This window comes from Nocardioides nematodiphilus (genome assembly GCF_020216525.1).
GTDB lineage: Bacteria > Actinomycetota > Actinomycetes > Propionibacteriales > Nocardioidaceae > Nocardioides > Nocardioides nematodiphilus.
Genome location: NZ_JAIWOY010000004.1, coordinates 83,465 through 102,490, shown reverse-complemented (window position 1 = coordinate 102,490; position 19,026 = coordinate 83,465). Strand labels below are relative to the sequence as shown.

General features: G+C 70.9%; 18 protein-coding genes. 13 read left to right on the top strand and 5 right to left on the bottom strand.

What is annotated here, in order from left to right; all coding sequences use genetic code 11:
* The first annotated feature begins 9 nt into the window (after nucleotides 1-9).
* A complete protein-coding gene (locus tag KSO98_RS08660; protein ID WP_225284879.1) occupies nucleotides 10-999 on the top strand; it encodes a DMT family transporter in 990 nt (329 codons plus the stop codon).
* Here the strand turns inward: KSO98_RS08660 and trhA are convergent.
* Nucleotides 960-1,706: a PAQR family membrane homeostasis protein TrhA gene (trhA, locus tag KSO98_RS08655; protein WP_225284878.1), complete on the bottom strand. Its 747-nt coding sequence runs from the start codon at nucleotides 1,704-1,706 to the stop codon at nucleotides 960-962. The two genes, KSO98_RS08660 and trhA, sit on opposite strands and share 40 nt — an antisense overlap.
* A 70-nt stretch (nucleotides 1,707-1,776) precedes the next feature.
* Here trhA and KSO98_RS08650 point away from each other — a divergent pair, with 70 nt between their 5' ends.
* From KSO98_RS08650 to KSO98_RS08640, 3 genes are all read left to right on the top strand, one after another.
* Nucleotides 1,777-2,553, top strand: a complete 777-nt coding sequence (locus KSO98_RS08650; protein WP_225284877.1) for an isoprenyl transferase — start codon at nucleotides 1,777-1,779, stop codon at nucleotides 2,551-2,553.
* 287 nt (nucleotides 2,554-2,840) lie between these two features.
* Nucleotides 2,841-4,163 carry an RNA 5'-3' helicase PhoH2 gene (phoH2, locus tag KSO98_RS08645; protein WP_225284876.1) on the top strand — a complete coding sequence of 441 codons (1,323 nt, stop codon included), beginning with the start codon at nucleotides 2,841-2,843 and terminating at the stop codon, nucleotides 4,161-4,163.
* 185 nt (nucleotides 4,164-4,348) lie between these two features.
* Complete coding sequence (locus KSO98_RS08640) at nucleotides 4,349-5,050, top strand: aggregation-promoting factor C-terminal-like domain-containing protein (RefSeq protein ID WP_225284873.1); 702 nt, start codon at nucleotides 4,349-4,351, stop codon at nucleotides 5,048-5,050.
* A 297-nt stretch (nucleotides 5,051-5,347) separates the two neighbouring features.
* Here KSO98_RS08640 and KSO98_RS08635 read toward each other — a convergent pair whose 3' ends face one another.
* Complete coding sequence (locus tag KSO98_RS08635; protein ID WP_225284871.1) at nucleotides 5,348-6,751, bottom strand: class II fumarate hydratase; 1,404 nt, start codon at nucleotides 6,749-6,751, stop codon at nucleotides 5,348-5,350.
* A gap of 71 nt (nucleotides 6,752-6,822) precedes the next feature.
* The gene (locus tag KSO98_RS08630; protein ID WP_225284869.1) at nucleotides 6,823-7,659 is read right to left on the bottom strand and encodes a thioesterase family protein; all 837 of its coding nucleotides are present in this window, start codon (nucleotides 7,657-7,659) and stop codon (nucleotides 6,823-6,825) included.
* A gap of 54 nt (nucleotides 7,660-7,713) precedes the next feature.
* Here KSO98_RS08630 and KSO98_RS08625 point away from each other — a divergent pair, with 54 nt between their 5' ends.
* On the top strand, nucleotides 7,714-8,373 hold the full coding sequence (locus KSO98_RS08625) for a spermidine synthase (RefSeq protein WP_225284867.1): 660 nt from the start codon (nucleotides 7,714-7,716) through the stop codon (nucleotides 8,371-8,373).
* A 57-nt stretch (nucleotides 8,374-8,430) separates the two neighbouring features.
* Nucleotides 8,431-8,763, top strand: coding sequence for a hypothetical protein (locus tag KSO98_RS08620; protein ID WP_225284865.1), 333 nt, complete (start codon nucleotides 8,431-8,433; stop codon nucleotides 8,761-8,763).
* A gap of 4 nt (nucleotides 8,764-8,767) precedes the next feature.
* On the opposite strand, the gene KSO98_RS18840 is transcribed toward KSO98_RS08620, so the two are convergent.
* Both KSO98_RS18840 and KSO98_RS08610 read right to left on the bottom strand, forming a co-directional pair.
* Nucleotides 8,768-10,609 (bottom strand): sensor domain-containing diguanylate cyclase, encoded by a 1,842-nt coding sequence (locus tag KSO98_RS18840; RefSeq protein WP_225284864.1) that lies wholly within the window; start codon nucleotides 10,607-10,609, stop codon nucleotides 8,768-8,770.
* Between the two features lie 61 nt (nucleotides 10,610-10,670).
* Nucleotides 10,671-12,386 carry a fumarate hydratase gene (locus KSO98_RS08610; protein WP_225284863.1) on the bottom strand — a complete coding sequence of 572 codons (1,716 nt, stop codon included), beginning with the start codon at nucleotides 12,384-12,386 and terminating at the stop codon, nucleotides 10,671-10,673.
* 154 nt (nucleotides 12,387-12,540) lie between these two features.
* On the opposite strand from KSO98_RS08610, the gene KSO98_RS08605 reads away from it, so the two are divergent.
* The 7 genes from KSO98_RS08605 to KSO98_RS08575 all read left to right on the top strand — a co-directional run bounded on the left by KSO98_RS08605 (nucleotide 12,541) and on the right by KSO98_RS08575 (nucleotide 19,021).
* Nucleotides 12,541-13,656, top strand: a complete 1,116-nt coding sequence (locus tag KSO98_RS08605) for an ABC transporter substrate-binding protein (RefSeq protein WP_225284859.1) — start codon at nucleotides 12,541-12,543, stop codon at nucleotides 13,654-13,656.
* Nucleotides 13,653-14,531 (top strand): ABC transporter permease, encoded by an 879-nt coding sequence (locus tag KSO98_RS18835; protein ID WP_225284858.1) that lies wholly within the window; start codon nucleotides 13,653-13,655, stop codon nucleotides 14,529-14,531. Before KSO98_RS08605 ends, KSO98_RS18835 begins: the two co-directional genes overlap by 4 nt.
* Nucleotides 14,528-15,292 (top strand): ABC transporter permease, encoded by a 765-nt coding sequence (locus tag KSO98_RS08595; RefSeq protein ID WP_225284857.1) that lies wholly within the window; start codon nucleotides 14,528-14,530, stop codon nucleotides 15,290-15,292. The genes KSO98_RS18835 and KSO98_RS08595 overlap by 4 nt, the downstream gene beginning before the upstream one ends.
* Nucleotides 15,293-16,342, top strand: a complete 1,050-nt coding sequence (locus KSO98_RS08590; RefSeq protein ID WP_225284855.1) for an ABC transporter ATP-binding protein — start codon at nucleotides 15,293-15,295, stop codon at nucleotides 16,340-16,342.
* Between the two features lie 83 nt (nucleotides 16,343-16,425).
* On the top strand, nucleotides 16,426-17,010 hold the full coding sequence (locus KSO98_RS08585; RefSeq protein ID WP_225284854.1) for a carboxymuconolactone decarboxylase family protein: 585 nt from the start codon (nucleotides 16,426-16,428) through the stop codon (nucleotides 17,008-17,010).
* Nucleotides 17,007-17,891 carry an RNA polymerase sigma-70 factor gene (locus KSO98_RS08580; protein WP_225284851.1) on the top strand — a complete coding sequence of 295 codons (885 nt, stop codon included), beginning with the start codon at nucleotides 17,007-17,009 and terminating at the stop codon, nucleotides 17,889-17,891. Before KSO98_RS08585 ends, KSO98_RS08580 begins: the two co-directional genes overlap by 4 nt.
* Before the next feature lie 38 nt (nucleotides 17,892-17,929).
* A complete protein-coding gene (locus KSO98_RS08575) occupies nucleotides 17,930-19,021 on the top strand; it encodes an NAD(P)-binding domain-containing protein (protein ID WP_225284850.1) in 1,092 nt (363 codons plus the stop codon).
* Nucleotides 19,022-19,026: the final 5 nt, after the last annotated feature.

Sequence of the window (19,026 nt, the reverse complement as noted above, 5' to 3'; positions counted from 1 at the left end):
GTCGACGTCATGACCATCACCGACCGCCGCCCCGACGCCACCACCGACCCGCATGGCCCGCGGGGAACCGCCCTCGGCGCTGGTCTGGCCGCCGCCGGGATGTGCTGCGTCGGGAGTCTCGTCGCGGTCTCCGGCACGATCGTCGATGCGCCGGTGTTCACCCTCCAGGCGTTCCGCTACGCCGTCGCGACCGTCCTCCTGGCCGCGGTCGTCCGCATCTCCGGCCGGCGGATCCCACGCCCGCGCGGCACCGAGTGGCTCTGGCTCGGGGCGGTGGCGGCGTCGGGGCTGGTGCTGTTCAACGTGGGCGTGGTGCGCGCCTCGGCCCACGCCGAGCCGGCGGTCATCGGGGTGGCGGTCGCTGCCGTCCCTGTCCTGCTGGCGCTCGTCCCGTGTCTCGCCACGCGCAGCCGCCCTGCTCCGGGACTCCTGGTCGGCGCTGCCGTGGTGACGATCGGGGCGGTGCTCGTCGAGGGTGCGGGCCGCACCGACGCGGCTGGCGTCGGCTGGGCACTCCTGGTCCTGGCCTGTGAGGCCGGCTTCACCCTGTTCGCCGTGCCCGTGCTGGGTCGCCTCGGGGCGTACGGCGTCTCTCTCCACTCGGTCTGGATGGCGACCCTCGCCCTGGCCGTGATCGGGGTCGCCTCCGACGGTCCCGCCGCGGCGCTCCACCTACGACCCCAGGACCTGGTCGCCGCTCTCTACCTGGCGATCGTGGTCACGGTACTGGCGTTCCTGATGTGGTACACCGCCGTCGGCCGACTCGGTGCCGGCGTCGCCGGACTCTTCACGGGCGTCGTGCCGGTGTCGGCCTCGGTGATCGGCGTGGCGCTCGGCAGTGCGATGCCCGGACCCCTGGTCTGGCTGGGGAGCGCCGTGGTCGCCGCCGGGGTCGCGCTCGGGCTGGGTCTCCCCGGCCGCCGGACCCGCCGAGAGGCGTCCTCGGCGTCCGCCGCGCCTCAGCGCAGGGAGTACGTGGCCAGCGAGACGCCCGTGTAGTGCGCCGCGAACGCGAGGATCGTGAACGCGTGGAAGACCTCGTGGAAGCCGAAGGTCTGCGGCCACGGGTTGGGCCGCTTGAAGCCGTAGACGACCCCACCGAAGGTGTAGAGAGCACCGCCGACGCAGATCAGCGTGAAGATCGCGATGCCGACGCCGACGCCCAGCGCCTCAGCGCCGTGGAAGAAGCCCGGGATGAAGAAGATCGCCGCCCAGCCGAGCGCGATGTAGAGCGGCACGTAGAGCCAGCGCGGCGCATCGGTCCAGAAGATCCGGAAGAACACGCCACCGATCGCACCCGTCCAGACCACCGAGAGCAGGATCCACTGGGCCTTGCCGTGGAGGAGCAGCAGCGCGAACGGTGTGTACGAGCCGGCGATCATCACCATGATGTTGGCGTGGTCCCAGCGCTTGAGCAGGTTGTACGTACGCGGCGACCAGTAGCCGTTGCCGCGGTGGTAGACCGCCGAGACGGTGAAGAGCAGCAGCGCTGCCGCCGTGTAGACGGTCGCGCCGATGGCGGCCCGCTCGGTGGGCGAGAGCGCGATCAGCACGACGCCGGCGGCCAGCACGAGCGGAGCGGTGGCCAGGTGGAGCCAGCCCCGCAGCTTCGGCTTGATCTCGGCGACCTTCTCAGAGATCGACTCCGACAGGGAGTCGGCGATATTTCCAAGGCCGGCGCGCGCAGTGTCGGGAGTGTCGTTCATAGGGAGACGGTACCCGCCCGTAGCAAGCCGCAGACAACCACCGAGCGGTCCGGACCGATAGCCTCTACGGGTGGCTGACTGGAAGGACGGGGTGCGGCGGGTCGTCTACCCGGCGTACGAGGCGAGGCTGCAGAGCAAGCTCGCCAACGAGAAGCTGCCCCAGCACATCGGCGTAATGCTCGACGGCAACCGCCGCTGGGCCAAGGCCGTCGGTCGCGACACCGCCCACGGGCACCGCGCCGGCGCCGCCAACATCGAGCCGCTGCTGACCTGGTGCGAGGAGGTCGGCGTCGAGGTGGTCACGCTGTGGCTGCTGTCGACCGACAACCTCAACCGGCCCCCGGCCGAGCTCGAGCCGCTGCTCCAGATCATCACCGAGGCGGTCGACTCGCTCGCCGATCAGCGGCGCTGGCGGATCCATCCGGTCGGGGCGCTCGATCTGCTCCCGGCCCCGGTGGCCGAACGCCTGCGTGCTGCCGCGGCGGCGACCCGTGACGTCGAGGGGATGCTGGTCAACGTCGCCGTCGGGTACGGCGGGCGCCGCGAGATCGCCGACGCCGTCCGCAGCCTGCTCCAGGAGCACGCAGTCAAGGGCACCTCGCTCGAGGAGCTCGCTCAGATCATCGACGTCGAGCACATCGCCGATCACCTCTACACCGCCGGGCAGCCCGACCCCGACCTCGTCATCCGTACGAGCGGCGAGCAGCGCCTCGGCGGGTTCCTGTTGTGGCAGTCGGCCAAGTCGGAGTTCTACTTCTGCGAGGCGTACTGGCCCGAGTTCCGCCGTGTCGACTTCCTTCGTGCGCTGCGCGCGTACTCCCAGCGCGAGCGCCGGATGGGGCGCTGAGTCACTCCTGGGGCTGCTGTTACTCCGCGTAGCAGACTGTTCACATTTCCACGGCGGCGTGTTGCCGCGATCGCGTGGGTACCGGTCGTACCTTCGAATCAACGACGGGTGGGGAAGCCCGTCGCACCAGGAGGCCCGCTCGTGAGCATTCACGACTGCATCACCCGGCACATGACGTGCCGCGGTGGAGGAGGCCGGCACTCCGGTCTTCGGGTGACCCGGTCCGTCTGCGACACCGAGTAGACCGGGACGACGAGTGCGCGTCTGGGTTGTAAGGGGTAAGCGCCGTGCCCGACCAGACCGCCACCAAGGCCACCATCAAGACGTTCGTCCTCGACACGAGCGTGCTGCTCTCGGATCCGGGAGCGCTCAAGCGGTTCGCGGAGCACGAGGTGGTCCTGCCCGTCGTCGTGATCACCGAGCTGGAGGCCAAGCGCCATCACCCGGAGCTGGGCTACTTCGCCCGGACGGCCCTGCGCTCGCTCGATGAGCTGCGCGTCGCGCACGGCAACCTCGACCAGCCCGTCCCCATCGGCGACGTGGGCGGCACGCTGCGGGTGGAGCTCAACCACACCGACTCCTCGACGCTGCCCTCCGGCTTCCGGCTGGGCGACAACGACACCCGCATCCTCGCCGTGGCCTACAACCTCTCGACCGAGGGCTTCCACGTCACGGTGGTCTCCAAGGACCTGCCGATGCGGATCAAGGCCTCGGCTGTCGGTCTCAACGCGGAGGAGTACCGCGGCGAGGCGATCTCCGACTCAGACCCGGGCTACTCGGGCATGGCCGAGCTCGACGTCACCGCCGCCGACCTCGACGAGCTGTACGACGACGGCGTGCTCGACCACGTGGCCGCCCGCGAGTTCCCGTGCCACACCGGCCTCGTCCTGCTCTCCGACCGCGGCACCGCGCTCGGCCGGGTCGGACCCGACAAGCAGATCCACCTGGTCCGCGGCGACCGCGAGGCGTTCGGCCTGCACGGCCGCTCCGCAGAGCAGCGGATCGCCCTCGAGATGCTGCTCGACCCCGAGGTCGGCATCGTCTCCCTGGGCGGTCGCGCCGGCACCGGCAAGTCGGCGCTCGCGCTGTGTGCCGGCCTCGAGGCCGTGATGGAGCGGGGCCAGCACAAGAAGGTCGTCATCTTCCGTCCGCTCTTCGCGGTCGGCGGCCAGGAGCTCGGCTACCTGCCCGGCACCGAGGCGGAGAAGATGGGTCCCTGGGGCCAGGCGGTCTTCGACACGCTCGGCGCGGTGACGTCGCAGGACGTCATCGACGAGATCCTCGACCGCGGGATGCTCGAGGTGCTGCCGCTGACCCACATCCGTGGCCGCTCCCTGCACGACTCCTACGTGATCGTCGACGAGGCCCAGTCGCTGGAGCGCAACGTGCTCCTCACGGTGCTGTCCCGGATCGGCGCCAACTCCAAGGTCGTGCTCACCCACGACATCGCCCAGCGGGACAACCTGCGGGTCGGTCGCCACGACGGCGTGGTCGCGGTGGTCGAGAAGCTCAAGGGCCACCCGCTCTTCGCGCACGTCACTCTGACCCGCTCGGAGCGCTCGCCGATCGCGGCGCTGGTCACCGAGATGCTGGAGAACGTCGTGCTCTGATCCAACCCTGTTGACCCTGGGACCCCTGATGCTGCTGTGAACACAGTGGCGTCAGGGGTCCTGACTTCGGGTCCCAAACGGGCGGTTCGGTTTGCATCCTCCCGAGGTGTCATGCAGGGTGGCTCGAGCCGTACCTTCCCCCGAGACGGCGCCTGAGCCCTGGCCCCGACCCAGAGACCGAGACCTTGTCGAAGCACGCCGCGTACACCCCGAAGCATCGGGGGGTTGTCGAGCGGCCCCTCGTCGAAGCCCCGAAGAAGGCGCTCAAGAAGACCCTGGTCCTCTCCGCGTTCGCCGTCACCGGCACCGGGGTGGTCGTCGGCGGCGGACTCGCGCTGACTGGCGGTCCGGCTGCGGTGACGATGGCCGAGGACCTGACCAACCCGGTCGCGGCGATCAGCACGCCGACTGCCCCGGCCGCCTCGACCGATGCCGACACCGCTGACGCGCTGGCGCGACGCGCGGGCGAGACGGTGTCACGCTCGGAGAGCCGTGACGCGGTCGACCCGGCGAAGAAGGCCGCGCTCGGCCTCCCTGCCGGCACCGCTGCCCGTGCGGTCGTGCAGACCGAGGATCTCGGCTCCAGCGGCGACCCGAAGGCGATCGCCTCGGCGCTGCTCGGCTCGTTCGGATGGAGCGGCGACCAGTTCGGCTGCCTGGTCAACCTCTGGAACCGCGAGTCCGGCTGGAACGTCCACGCCGCCAACCCGTCGTCGAGCGCGTACGGCATCCCGCAGGCCCTGCCCGGCTCGAAGATGTCCTCGGCCGGGCCGAACTGGCAGGACGACGCCGAGACCCAGATCAAGTGGGGCCTGGGCTACATCCAGGACCGCTACGGCAGCCCCTGTGGCGCCTGGGGTCACTCCGAGTCCAACGGCTGGTACTGACCGACACGTCGAGAGGTCACTTCTCGTGGCTCGAGGGGTCACCTCCGGTGGCTCGAGGGGTCACTTCTCGTGGCTCCAGTGGTCACTTCTCGTGGCTCCAGAGGTCATTTGTCGCGCTACGCAGAGCGGACGAAGCTGGTCACGACCGCGCTGGCGAGCGTCGCCCGGAAGCCGCGCGCCACCCCTAGCATCGAGCGCGACGGCACCGCCGGCGTTGTGACCGCCGCGACCAGCGCTAACTGACCTCTCGACCCGCGAGATGTGACCTCTCGACCCGCAGAAAGTGACCTCTCGACGTCAGGGGTGGGTCATCGACTCCACGTCGAGCGCTGCGTCGAGCTGCTCCACGGTGAGCTCCCCGCGGTCGACGTAGCCGAGCCGCAGCACCGTCTCGCGGATCGTCGCACCGTCGGCGAGCGCCTGCTTGGCGATCTTGGCGGCGGCCTCGTAGCCGACGTACTTGTTCAGCGGCGTCACGATCGAGGGTGACGACTCCGCGTACGCGCGCATCCGCTCGACGTTGGGGGCGATGCCGTCGACGGTGCGCTCGGCGAGCACGGTCATCGAGGTGGACAGCAGCCGGATGGACTCGAGCAGGTTGCGGGCGATCACGGGCATCGCGACGTTGAGCTCGAAGGAGCCGGAGGCCCCCGCGATCGCCACGGCGGCGTCGTTGCCGATCACCTGGAAGGCCACCATCAGGGTCGCCTCCGGCAGGACCGGGTTCACCTTGCCGGGCATGATCGAGGAGCCCGGCTGGAGGTCGGGCAGGTGGATCTCGGCCAGGCCGGCGGTCGGGCCCGAGGACATCCAGCGCAGGTCGTTGTTGATCTTGATCAGCCCGACGGCGATCGTCTTGAGCACGCCGGAGAGCTCGACGAGCGAGTCGCGGGTGCCCTGGGCCTCGAAGTGGTTGCGGGCCTCGGTGAACGGCTCGCCGGTACGCCGCGACAGCTCGGCGATGACCGCCTGCGGGAAGCCGGCCGGGGTGTTGATCCCGGTGCCGACAGCGGTGCCGCCCAGCGGCAGCTCGCGGACGCGGGGGAGGACCGACGTGAGTCGCTCGGCGGCGTAGCCCAGCGTGGCCGCGTACCCGCCGAACTCCTGGCCGAGAGTGACGGGCGTGGCGTCCATCAGATGCGTGCGGCCGGCCTTGACCAGGCCGGCGAACTCGACCGCCTTGGCGTCGAACGCGCTGGTCAGCCGGTCGACGGCCGGCAGGAGCTCCTGGGTCACCGCCAGCGACGCGGCGACGTGGATCGCGGTCGGGAAGGTGTCGTTGGAGGACTGCGAGGCGTTGACGTGATCGTTGGGGTGCACGGTGCCGCCGGCCCGGGCGACGAGGCTCGCGATCACCTCGTTGGCGTTCATGTTCGACGAGGTGCCCGAGCCGGTCTGGAAGACGTCGATGGGGAACGCGTCGTCGTGACGGCCCTCGGCCACCAGCGACGCGGCACCCGCGATGGCGGCGGCCTGCTCCTCGGTGAGCACGCCCAGCTCGCCGTTGACGACGGCGGCAGCAGCCTTCACGTGCCCGATGGCATGGATCAGCGCCGGCTCGATCGGGGTGCCCGAGATCGGGAAGTTCTCCACCGCGCGCTGGGTCTGCGCCGCCCAGAGGGCGTCGGCGGGCACCTGGACCTCCCCCATGCTGTCGTGCTCGGTCCGGAACTTGCTGCTCTGCTCGCTCACGTCTGCCATAGCGTCGAACGTACCCGTCTTATGCCCGCGTCAGGCATGGTCCGGGCCGCGTGCGGACCGGGTGGCGACGGTCACGCCCGCGTGGTCGGGTCCACGCCCTCGTGCGAGAGATCGACCGTACGACGGGTGTTGGCCAGCGCTGTGACGGTGGCGGTGCCGATCGTGCCGGCCCGGTCGAAGACCTCGGCGGTGCCGACGGCGACGCCGTCGGCGGAGACGTGGTCGAGTGTGCGCAGCCCGACCTGCACGCCCTGCGGGAGCCGCGCCAGGGCGAGGCTGATGTCGGTGTTGATGTACTCGATCCCGCCGGCGCCCCAGTGGGTCACCATGCTGGTCGCGTCCGCGATCGAGGCGACCGCCTGGAAGGGCGTCATCCTCTCGCCCGCCACCGTCGGCAGCGCGGTCTGCCAGGTGGCGTGCCGGCCCGCGTTCTGGTGGTCGCTGAAGGTCTGCGACCAGCCCTTCTTGCTGCGGAACCACGGCACGTGGGGCTCGTCGGTCTCGGGCGCGAACTCCAGCGGCGGGGGAGTGCCGCGGTCGTGACTGCCCCACACCGCGCCGGCCGTGGCATCGGTCGGACGCAGGAAGGTCGCCGCCGCCCGCGAGCAGACCACCTCCTGGCCGTCCGGTGAGCCCTGGACGAGCTCGGCGTCCAGGAGCGCGAGTCGCGACCCGCTCCGTACGGTCGTGACCCGGACGCGCGTCGACACCATCCGCGCCGGGCGGAACAGATCGACGTGGTACCGCGCCGGGATCAGGGCGTCATCGCCGAGCTCCTCCTCCATCGCCTTGGCCAGCAGTCCGCTGGCGGCGACGCCGTGGATCGTGTCCGGCGACCAGAGCCCGGCCGCGATGGGCGTCGGCTCGAAGCCCTCGGGCGTACGACGGAAGAAGACCAGGTCGTCCATGCAGGCCACCCTATAGAACAGGTTCTAGTGACGCTCCCTGGGAGGATGACCTTCATGGAGCAGGTGGCGGCGAGTGAGTCGGAGCGGGGGCAGCTCGTGCTGCGGCGGCGGGAGGACGGCTCGATCGAGCTGCGCGCCAACGGCGTCTTCGTGATGGACACCGTCGAGACCTCCACCGAGGTAGCACTCGCCGTCCGCGCGCTCGGCCTCCACGCCGACCCGGCCTCGGTGCTGATCGGCGGACTCGGGCTCGGCTTCACGCTGCAGGCCACGCTCGCCGACGAGCGCGTACGGCACGTCGCCGTGGTGGAGATCGAGCCGGCGCTGGTCGGGTGGATGAGGGACGGGACGATCGAGCACGGGCCGGCGCTTCTCGCGGACAGCAGGGTCACGGTGCACGTCGAGGATGTCGCCGTCGCGCTGCGCGAGGCGCCCCGGTCGGAGTACGACCTGATCCTGCTCGACGTCGACAACGGCCCCGGCTACCTGGTCCACGACGCCAACGCCGGTCTCTACCGCGCGCCCGCGCTCGAGGACGCGAGGCGCGCCACCCGCCCGGGCGGCATGGTGGTCGTGTGGAGCGCCGCGGAGGCCACCGACCTCGAGGAGACGATGGGCACCGTCTTCGGCCGCTTCCGCACCGAGGCGATCAGCTACGACGTCGACCTCCAGGGGCGCCCCGAGACCTACTGGCTCTACGTCGGCCACTGCTGAGGCCACGGCGCGCCTGTACGAGGTGTGGCCGTGCGGGTGTCGGGCTACCGGGTGCGCATGAGCGAAGAGCAGCAGCCGTTCCCCGACGAGGACGACCGCCCGATCGAGCCCGAGCCGCCGGGCGAGTTCCCGGACGACCCGGACTACGCGGGCGAGGAGGAGCGTCCGGTGCCCGAGCCGGACGAGGAGTACGACGCCGGCGGACAGGTGAGCGAGGTCCAGAACCTCGACCCCGCCCAGGCCGAGGCGCCCATCAGCCCCGAGGACTCCGTGACGGGCGCGGACACCCACGGCAGCGCGCCGGATGCGGCGCCGCCGGAGAACCGGCGGGACAACGAGATGCAGCCCGCCGGCCGGCACCGGCTGGGCGAGAGCATCGAGGACCTCTAGTCGATCAGTCGAGTATCCGGGTCGAGGGCACACCCGCCGGCACCGCGACACTGGCACGGTCGCGGCCCGAGGCCTTCGCCGCGTAGAGCGCGTGGTCGGCACGGATGAGCACCGCTGCGCTGGTCAGCTCCGTGACCGCGAGCTCGTCGAAGGCGACGACGCCGACCGATGCCGTCACGACGGCCACCTGCGGCCCGACCTGCGCGGCGAGCAGCTCGGTCGAGCCTCGCACGGCCGCGACGAGCGCGTTTGCGGCCCGTACAGCGCCGTGCTGGTCACCACTGCGGAGCAGGACCAGGAACTCGTCGCCCCCTTGACGGGCGACGCCGTCGCTCGCCCGCAGCGTGCGGCGCATGGCGTCGGCGATGCTCGTCAGGAGGCGGTCACCGATGTGGTGGCCGTACGTGTCGTTGACGGTCTTGAAGTGGTCGAGGTCGAGGGAGAGCAGAGCCCCGGAGGCCTCTCCGCGCCGGCACAGCGCCAGGTGCGCCTCCAGCTCCTCGCTGAAGCGCCGCCGGTTCCACAGGCCGGTGAGCGGGTCGTGCTCGGCGAGCTGGCGGTAGCGCTCCTCGGCGGCCCGCAGCTGATCCTGCGCCGCCCGCTGCTCGGTGACGTCGCGGACCGACGCGAGCGTCCAGGTGTCCGGACCGGTGCCCACCGGGCCGAGGCTGATGTCGACCGGGATCTCGTGGCCCTCGCGGTGCCGGGCGGTCAGGTCGAGGCCACCCATGGGGCGCCGCTGATGGTTGTAGCCCACCCGCAGGCCGGTGTGCCGATGCTTGACGGACTCCGGCACGAGGACCTCCACCTGCTGTCCCACGAGCTCGGCGACCCCGTAGCCCAGCACGGTGGTGACCTGGCCGTTGGCGTAGCGGATGATGCCGTGCTCGTCGATGACGACGGTCGCATCGGGGATCGAGTCGAGGAAGGTGGCGAGCCGGTCCGCGGCCGCCCGGGTCTCGGTCTCGGTGCGGGCGATGACGACCGCGGTGTAGGTGATGAGCCCCACGAACGTGGTGATCATCGACCCCGTGAAGAGCGCGAGCCCCAGCCGGGTCCCGTACCACTGCGCCTCCTCGCCGTAGAGGCGCAGGACGCCCAGCACGGGTGGCACGACGACCGCGGCGGGCAGCAACCGGCGCACCGCGCTGCCGGCGAGGCTCCGCTCGAACAGCCACCGGACCGGGCGGGGATCGGCCTTGAGGGTCACGGCGGGAGCCGCGAGGGCCAGGAGTCCCGCCACGCTCGGCACGGACACGACCGCCATCGAGTGGCCACGGGTCAGCTCGCCGGCGCCGAACGCGTACCCGAGCACGACGGCGAGCACGATGACGCCGAAGCCGATCGCGGCGGCGTCGCCGAGGCGGCGGGCCCGGGCGCCGGAGACCCCGGTAGTCAGCCGCAGCACCCCGAAGAGCAGCAGGGCGACCGCGAGCTGGATCGAGACCCGACCGACGTGCGCGCCCGGGAAGCTCGCCGCCGGCTCAGGGAGCAGGAGCCGGTCGATCCCGAGCGGGCGGTCGATCACCCACTCGAGCACGATCACCGTCGCGAGACCGGTCAGCAGCACGGCCAGCGCCTGTGGCAAGGCCCGGGCGCGGCGTGAGGGCACGGTCAGCACCGAGCCGCCCGCGAGGACGAAGAGGGCCGCCGTGTTGGGCAGGATCGGCGGATGCCCCGGCACCCCGCTGCGGAGCAGGGGCACGTCGGCCCACCATCCGATGAGCCCGAGGACGCCGATCGAGGTGGCCACCGCCCCGCCGCCGAGGCGCAGCAGGCCGAGCCAGCGCGCGACCGAGTACGTGCGCCCGATACGACCCGCTGAGGGCGCGCCGACAGTGCTCACATCCCACCATCGGCCGGGCGGCCGGCCGGATGAGACCTACCTGGGTGGAACCTGGGCGCGGTCAGCGCTCGCGGGAGCGGACCCGGATCCCGTTGAGCGGCACCGTGACGGTGCCGCTCGGGTCCTGGAAGAAGTCGTTGCCCTTGTCGTCGACCACGATGAACGCGGGGAAGTCCTCGACCTCGATCTTCCAGACCGCCTCCATGCCGAGCTCCTCGTACTCGATGACCTCGACGGACTTGATGCAGTCCTGCGCGAGACGCGCGGCGGGGCCGCCGATCGAGCCGAGGTAGAAGCCGCCGTGGGCGTGGCAGGCCTCTGTCACGACGCGCGACCGATTCCCCTTCGCGAGCATCACCTTGGAGCCGCCGGCGGCCTGGAACTGCTCGACGTAGGAGTCCATCCGGCCCGCCGTGGTCGGGCCGAAGGAGCCCGAGGCCATCCCGTCCGGCGTCTTGGCCGGGCCGGCGTAGTAGACCGGGTGGTCCTTCAGGTATTGCGGCATCTCCTCGCCGGCGTCGAGGCGCTCCTTGATCTTGGCGTGGGCGATGTCGCGCGCGACCACCAGGGGCCCGGTCAGCGAGAGGCGCGTCTTCACCGGCAGCTCGGACAAGGTGGCGAGGATCGAGTCCATCGGCTGGTTGAGGTCGATCGAGACGACCTCGCCGGACTCGATGTCCTCGGCCACGCCGGCGTCGGGCATGTAGTGGGCCGGGTCCGTCTCGAGCTGCTCCAGGAAGACACCCTCGGCCGTGATCTTGCCCAGCGCCTGGCGGTCCGCGGAGCAGGAGACCGCGATCGCGACCGGGCACGAGGCGCCGTGACGCGGCAGGCGCACCACGCGCACGTCGTGGCAGAAGTACTTGCCGCCGAACTGCGCGCCGATGCCGAAGGACTGGGTCAGCTTGAAGACCTCCCCCTCCAGCTCCACGTCGCGGAAGCCGTGGCCCGACGGGTCGCCCGAGGTCGGCAGGTCGTCGAGGTAGTGCGCGCTGGCGTACTTGGCGGTCTTGAGGGCGAACTCCGCGCTGGTGCCGCCGATCACGATCGCCAGGTGGTACGGAGGACAGGCCGCTGTGCCGAGGCTCTTGAGCTTCTCGTCGAGGAACTCCAGGATCCGCTTCGGGTTCAGGATCGCCTTCGTCTCCTGGTAGAGGAAGGACTTGTTGGCCGAGCCGCCGCCCTTGGCCATGAAGAGGAACTTGTACTCGGGCTTGCCGGACGTCTCGGGCGTCGAGTAGATCTCGATCTGGGCGGGGAGGTTGTTGCCGGTCGGCTTCTCCTCGTACGTGGTGATCGGCGCGAGCTGCGAGTAGCGCAGGTTGAGCTTGGTGTAGGCGTCGTAGACGCCGCGCGAGATCGTCTCGGCGTCGTCGGCGCCGGTGAGGACGCCCTCGGCCTTCTTGCCCATCACGATCGCGGTGCCGGTGTCCTGGCACATCGGCAGCACGCCACCGGCGGAGATGTTGACGTTCTTGAGCAGGTCGAGGGCGACGAAGCGGTCGTTGCCCGAGGCCTCGGGGTCGTCGATGATCGTGCGCAGCTGGGCGAGATGGCCCGGGCGCAGGTAGTGCTGGATGTCGTGGATCGCCTCGTACGTCAGGCGACGGATCGCCTCCGGCTCGACCTTGAGGAACGTCCGGCTGGTGCCGTCCTCCTGGGGGACCTCGAAGGTGCTCACGCCCTCGGTGGTGACCAGGCGGTACGGCGTCTCGTCGGCGCCGTTCGAGCCGTGCGTCGGAAGGAGGTCGGAGTACCGGAACTCTGCGTCAGCCACGGCGCGAGGATACCTGTCGGCGACCCGGCGCCGAACGGCGAGGATCGCGGTGATGAATTCACCTCCCTGTTTCCCGGGGCGGGATGCGATATACCGATCACAGCCTTTACACGCCGCTAGCGTGCGCCACGCCCGTTCATCCCCAGGAGGAACCGTGAATGCTCGTCGCTCTGCCGTGACCGCGATCGCCCTGCTCGCCCTGACGTCCGTCAGCGCCTGCGGGTCGCCGCCGTCCAAGTCCAACGCCAACGACTCGGAGGCCGCCGGCGCGAAGTCGGCCGCCGATCTCGGCGGCATGGACAAGCTCATCGCCGCCGCGAAGAAGGAGGGCACGCTCAACGTCATCGCGCTGCCCCCGGACTGGGCCAACTACGGTGCGATCATCAAGGCCTTCTCGGACAAGTACGGCATCAAGGTCAACTCCGCCCAGCCCGACGCGGCCAGCCAGGACGAGATCAACGCCGCCAAGCAGCAGAAGGGCCGCCCGACCGCGCCCGACGTCTTCGACCTCGGCCAGGCCGTCGCGCTGGCGAACACCGACCTGTACGCGCCGTACAAGGTCGCCGACTTCGACAAGGTGCCCGCGGCGTTCAAGGACGCCGACGGCACGTGGGTCAACGACTACGGCGGCTACATGTCGATCGGGTACGACTCGAAGAAGGTCCCCGACGTCACCAGCCTGGCCGACCTGCTCAAGCCCGCGTACAAGGGCAAGGTCGCGCTCAACGGCGACCCGACGCAGGCCGGTGCCGCGTTCGCCGGTGTCGTGATGGCCTCGGTGAACAACGGCGGCTCGGCCGACGACATCGCGCCCGGCGTCGAGTTCTTCTCGAAGCTCAAGAAGGCCGGCAACTTCCTGCCCGTCGACCCGACCCCGGCCACGATCGAGGCCGGCCAGACGCCGGTCGTGCTCGACTGGGACTACACCAACGCCGCTGAGACGGCGAAGCTCCCGAGCTGGAAGGTCGTCGTCCCGGGCGACCAGCCCGTCGGCGGCTACTACTACCAGGCGATCAGCAAGGACGCGCCGCACCCGGCAGCCGCTCGGCTGTGGGAGGAGTTCCTCTACTCCGCCGACGGGCAGAACCTCTTCCTCGCCGGTGGCGCCCGTCCGGTGCTCGCCGACCAGATGAAGACCGACGGCACCCTCGACGAGACCGCCTTCGGCAAGCTCCCGCCGGTGAACGGCACGCCCGTCCTGCTCACCCCGGAGCAGAACACCACGGCGGCCGGCTACCTCGCCAAGAACTGGGCGAACGCGATCAAGTGAGCACCATCGAGGGGAGGACGTCGATGCGCCGTACGCGCTCGCTGGTGCCGCTGGTCGGCGTCCTCCCGTTCCTCGCCTATCTGGCGGTGTTCCTGCTGATCCCGACGGTGGTCGTCATCGTCGGGGCCTTCACGGAGAACGGCACCTTCGATCTGGGCAACATCCGCGCGCTCAGCAACAGCGCGACCGTGGACGCACTGCGCAACAGCGTGGTGCTCTCCGGCAGCACCGCGTTGATCGGCGGCGTGCTGGGCGCGCTGCTGGCCACGGTGATCGCCTCCGCGCCGGAGCGCAGCCTGCTGCGGCGCGCGGTGCTCGCGCTGTCCGGCTCGCTCGCGCAGACCGGCGGCGTCAGCCTCGCCTTCGCCTGGATGGCGACCATCGGGGGGACGGGGACGCTGACCGTGCTGCTCCAGAAGGCGCTGAGCGTCGACATCTACGGCAGCGGCTGGCTCTACACCCTGCACGGGCTGATCCTGGTCTACTGCTACTTCCAGATCCCGCTGATGGTGATCGTCTTCCTGCCCGCCGTCGACGGCCTGCGCGCCCAGTGGCGCGAGGCCGCTGAGACCCTCGGCGCGAGCCGCCTGCAGTACCTCACCCAGGTCGCCGGCCCGCTGCTGCTGCCGGCCTTCCTCGGCTCGCTGCTGCTGCTCTTCGCCAACGCGTTCGCGGCGTACGCGACCGCGGCCGCGCTGGTCAGCCAGGGCAGCCCGATCCTGCCGCTGATGATCCGCGCCGCGCTGACCAGCGAGATCGTGCTCGGGCAGCAGCACCTCGCCTACGCGATCGCGCTGGAGATGATCGTGGTGGTCGCCCTGGTGATGACCGCCTACGCGCTGCTCCTGCGCCGCTCCTCCAGGTGGATGCGATGAAGGCCTGGCTGCGCTGGCTGATCCTGGCGCTCTTCGCGATCTACTTCTTCGGGCCCCTGCTGTCGATGCTCGACTTCAGCACCAAGAAGAACGGCGGCGGCCGTACGGGGGCGGCGTGGAAGGCGCTGGTGACCGACGAGCAGGTCCGGCACGCGATCGTCCAGTCGCTGCTGCTGTGCGTGGCCACGGTCGTGCTGATGCTGGTGCTGCTCGTCCCGACGATGGTCTGGGTCCGGCTGCGCCTGCCGCGGCTGCGCCGGCTGATCGAGTTCCTGTGTCTGCTGCCGCTGACCATCCCGGCGCTGGTGATCGTGGTCGGCATCAACGGCGTGTACGCCTGGGTGAACTACTTCTTCGGCTACTCGCCGCTGGTGCTCACGTTCGCCTACGTCGTGCTGGTGCTGCCGTACTCCTACCGGGCGCTGGACGCCTCGCTCTCCTCGATCGACGTGACCACGCTGGCGGAGGCGGCGCGCTCGCTGGGCGCCGGCTGGTTCACCGTGATCGTCCGGGTGGTGGCGCCCAACCTCGGCGCCGGCATCCTGTCGGCGGCCTTCATCTCGGTCGCCCTCGTGCTGGGCGAGTTCACCTTCGCCTCCCTGCTCAACTACCAGACGCTGCCGGTGGTGATCGACCTGTTCGGCAAGAGCGACAGCCACGTCTCGGTGGCCGCCTCGCTGGGCACGATCGTCTTCGCCTCCCTGCTGCTGTTGCTGCTCTCCTTCGCGGGCCGACGCTCGCGGGGACCGAAAGGAGTCTGAGTGTCCACCTCCGGCAAGGGCCCGGTCGGCGTCGAGTTCGTCGACCTGCACCGGCACTTCGGCACCGTCCGCGGCCTCGACGGGCTCTCGCTCGCCATCGAGCCTGGCGAGCTGGTCTGCCTGCTGGGGCCCTCGGGCTGCGGCAAGACCACCGCGCTGCGCATCGTCGCGGGCCTGGACCACCCGACCAGCGGCGAGGTCCTCGTCGGCGGCAAGGACGTCACCGGCGTCCCGACCAACAAGCGCGACATGGGGATGGTCTTCCAGGCCTACTCGCTCTTCCCGCACCTCAGTGCGGCCGACAACGTCGCGTTCGGGCTCAAGCTGCGCGGTCTCGGTGCCAGGGAGCGCCGCAAGCGCGCGTACGAGATGCTCGAGCTCGTCGGGTTGAGCGTGCACGCCGATCGCTACCCGCACCAGCTCTCCGGCGGGCAGCAGCAGCGCGTCGCGCTCGCCCGCGCGCTGGCCTTCCAGCCGTCGGTCCTGCTGCTCGACGAGCCCCTGTCGGCGCTCGACGCGAAGGTGCGCGTCCAGCTGCGCGACGAGATCCGGCGGGTGCAGCTCGAGGTCGGCACCACCACCCTCTTCGTCACCCATGACCAGGAGGAGGCGCTCGCGATCTCCGACCGGGTCGGCGTGATGAACGCCGGCCGGCTCGAGCAGCTCGCCGCACCCGCCGAGCTCTACTCCTCGCCGGCATCGCAGTTCGTCGCCGAGTTCGTCGGTCTGACCAACCGGGTGCCGGCGCAGGCGCGCGACGGACGCGCGATCGTGCTCGGCGACCAGGAGGTGCCGGCGCTCGCCGGCTCGGTCGCCGGGGACGGCCTGGCCCTGATCCGGCCGGAGGCGATCGCCGTCGAGCCCGACGAGCAGGGCACGGCGACGGTCACCCAGCTGTCGTTCCGCGGACCGATCACGCAGGTGCACTGCGAGCTCGGCGGCTCCGAGCTGCTCGTGCAGATGGCCAGCGCCGAGGCGCAGCAGCTCACGCTCGGTGGCCGGGTGCGGCTGGTGATCGCCCCGGCGCCGGTGCTGGTCGTACCGGCCTGAGGAACTTTTTCGCGGCGGCCTGTCACACGCGCGGCCGGGGCGGTGTCTGGATGTCATCCACCCTTCACGAAGGAGCACATGACATGACGACCCGAGTCCCCGCCAAGGAGATCACCGGCCTCTACGGAGCGCTGGTGAAGACGTTCGCGACCAAGATGTTCGGCTCCGTGCCGGAGTCGCTCGGCGTGATGTGGCACAACGTGCCCGTGATGAAGTCCTCGATGGGCTTCGGGCAGAAGCTGCAGAAGTGGGACGCCTGCGACGAGAGCCTGAAGTCGTACGCCCACATGGCCGTCGCCTCCTACGTCGGCTGCAGCTGGTGTCTGGACTTCAACTACTTCATGGCGAACAACAAGGGCCTCGACATGACCAAGGCCCGCGAGATCCCGCGCTGGCGCGAGGCCGACGTCTTCACGCCCCTGGAGCGTGAGGTCCTGGCCTACGCGGAGGCGATGACCACCACGCCGATCGGGGTCACCGACGAGATGGTCGCCAGCCTGCTGTCCCAGCTCGGGCCGGCGGCGCTGGTCGAGCTGACCAGCGTGATCGGCTTCGCCAACATGACCACCCGCGGCAACGTGGCGCTCGGCATCGAGTCGGAGGGCTTCGCCGCGGCCTGCGGGCTCAAGCCGCTGGCGGAGCGCCCGGTCGTACGCTCGGTCTCATGAGCCTCGACGATCCGTTCGTCACCCACCGCAGCCTGCTCTTCACCGTCGCCTACGAGATGCTCGGCTCGGCGGCCGACGCCGAGGACGTGGTCCAGGAGAGCTGGCTGCGGTGGGACGGTCTCGGTGCCGAGGCTCGCGCCGAGGTCCTCGACCCGCGGGCCTACCTCGTCCGCACCGTCACCCGGCAGGCGCTGAACCGGTTGCGCACGCTGGCACGGCGCAAGGAGGAGTACGTCGGGGAGTGGCTGCCCGAGCCGCTGCTGACCGCGCCCGACGTCGCCGAGGACGTGGAGCTGGCCGAGAGCGTGTCGCTGGCGATGCTGACCGTGCTCGAGACGCTGACCCCGACCGAGCGGGCGGTCTTCGTGCTGCGGGAGGTCTTCGACCTGTCGTACGAGGAGATCGCCGGCGCCGTCGACAAGACCGCCGCGGCCGTGCGCCAGGTCGCGCACCGGGCCCGCTCGCACGTCGCGGCGCGGCGCCCGCGGGTGGCCGTCGACCACAGCGAGCAGCGGGCCGTGATGGAGCGGCTGATCGCGGCGATGCAGGGCGGCGACGTGCAGGCCCTGATGGACGTGCTCGCGCCCGACGTGGTGTTGATCGCCGACGGCGGCGGGTTCGCGCAGGCGGCGCGGGTGCCGATCCAGGGCGCCACGAAGATCGTCGCGTTCCTGCGGAACTTCCCGCGCTTCGCCGACGGCACCGAGCTGCGGATCGTGTGGATCAACGGCGCTCCGGCGCTGCGGATGGACGGCCCCGCACCGGTGGGCACCTCGACGATCAGCATCGATGTCGAGGACGGCCGGATCAGCCGGTTCTACGCGGTCCGCAACCCGCATAAGCTCGGCCGGATCGACGACGCGACGACGCTCACGCGCTGAGCGGGCATGAGCACGGCCGGGCCGGTGTTGATCCGGTCGTGCACACGTACGACGCGATCGTCATCGGGGCCGGGCAGGGCGGGCTGTCCGCGTCGTTCCACCTCAAGCGACTCGGCATCGACCACGTCGTGCTCGACGGCGACGAGCGGCCCGGCGGCGCGTGGCAGCACCGCTGGGACTCGCTCACCATGGCCGACGTGCACGGCGTCGCCGACCTGCCCGACGCGCCTGCGCCCGGCACCTCGCACGCGCGCGCGAACGTCGTGATCGCCGACTGGTTCGCTGCCTACGAGCGCGAGCACGCGCTGCCCGTCGAGCGGCCCGTGAAGGTCGACCGCGTCACCGACGAGGGCGGGCTGCTCGCCGTGCACGCGGGCGAGCGGACCTGGCTCACCCGCACCCTGATCAATGCCACCGGCACCTGGACGCGCCCCTTCGTCCCGTACTACCCGGGCGCGGAGACCTTCCGCGGCGAGCAGCTGCACACCCACTCCTACCCCGGCCGCGACCACTTCCGCGGCAAGCGGGTGCTCGTCGTCGGCGGGGGCGCCTCGGCGGTGCAGTTCCTCGGCGAGCTCGCGCCGATCACCGACACGCTGTGGGTCACCCGCCGCGAGCCGGTCTGGATCGGAGGCGAGGGGTTCGAGGAGTTCGACGGCCGGGCCGCCATCGGCAAGGTCCTGGACCGGGTCCGCGAGGGACGCCCGCCGGCGAGCGTCGTCAGCGTGACCGGTCTGGCGCTGCGCCCCCAGGAGCAGCTGGCCGCCAGCCTCGGGGCGTACGAGCGCCGGGAGATGTTCGAGCGGATCGAGCCGGACGGCGTCCGCTGGGCGGATGGCTCCTTCGAGGCCGTCGACGTGATCCTGTGGGCCACCGGATTCCGGCCCGCCATCGACCACCTGGCGCCGCTGCGCCTGCGCACGAGCCTCGGCGGTGTCGCGCTCCTGCCCGGCACCAGCGACGTCCAGACGGCCGTCACGGCCGCGCGCGACCCACGTGTGCAGCTGGTCGGCTACGGCCCCTCGGCCAGCACCATCGGCGGCAACCGCGCAGGGAGGGCCGCGGCGAAGGCCGTGCGGGCTCTGCTAGCGTCGACGCATCCACCACGGGAGTCCGCGGCAGCGGGCTGAGAGGG

Coding starts and splice junctions, on each gene's coding strand:
- KSO98_RS08595 (WP_225284857.1), top strand. CDS start 14,528: ATGAAGGCCTGGCTGCGCTGGCTGATCCTGGCGCTCTTCGCGATCTAC.
- trhA (WP_225284878.1), bottom strand. CDS start 1,706: ATGAACGACACTCCCGACACTGCGCGCGCCGGCCTTGGAAATATCGCC.
- KSO98_RS08625 (WP_225284867.1), top strand. CDS start 7,714: ATGGAGCAGGTGGCGGCGAGTGAGTCGGAGCGGGGGCAGCTCGTGCTG.
- KSO98_RS08620 (WP_225284865.1), top strand. CDS start 8,431: ATGAGCGAAGAGCAGCAGCCGTTCCCCGACGAGGACGACCGCCCGATC.
- KSO98_RS08630 (WP_225284869.1), bottom strand. CDS start 7,659: ATGGACGACCTGGTCTTCTTCCGTCGTACGCCCGAGGGCTTCGAGCCG.
- KSO98_RS08585 (WP_225284854.1), top strand. CDS start 16,426: ATGACGACCCGAGTCCCCGCCAAGGAGATCACCGGCCTCTACGGAGCG.
- KSO98_RS08660 (WP_225284879.1), top strand. CDS start 10: ATGACCATCACCGACCGCCGCCCCGACGCCACCACCGACCCGCATGGC.
- KSO98_RS08580 (WP_225284851.1), top strand. CDS start 17,007: ATGAGCCTCGACGATCCGTTCGTCACCCACCGCAGCCTGCTCTTCACC.
- KSO98_RS08635 (WP_225284871.1), bottom strand. CDS start 6,751: ATGGCAGACGTGAGCGAGCAGAGCAGCAAGTTCCGGACCGAGCACGAC.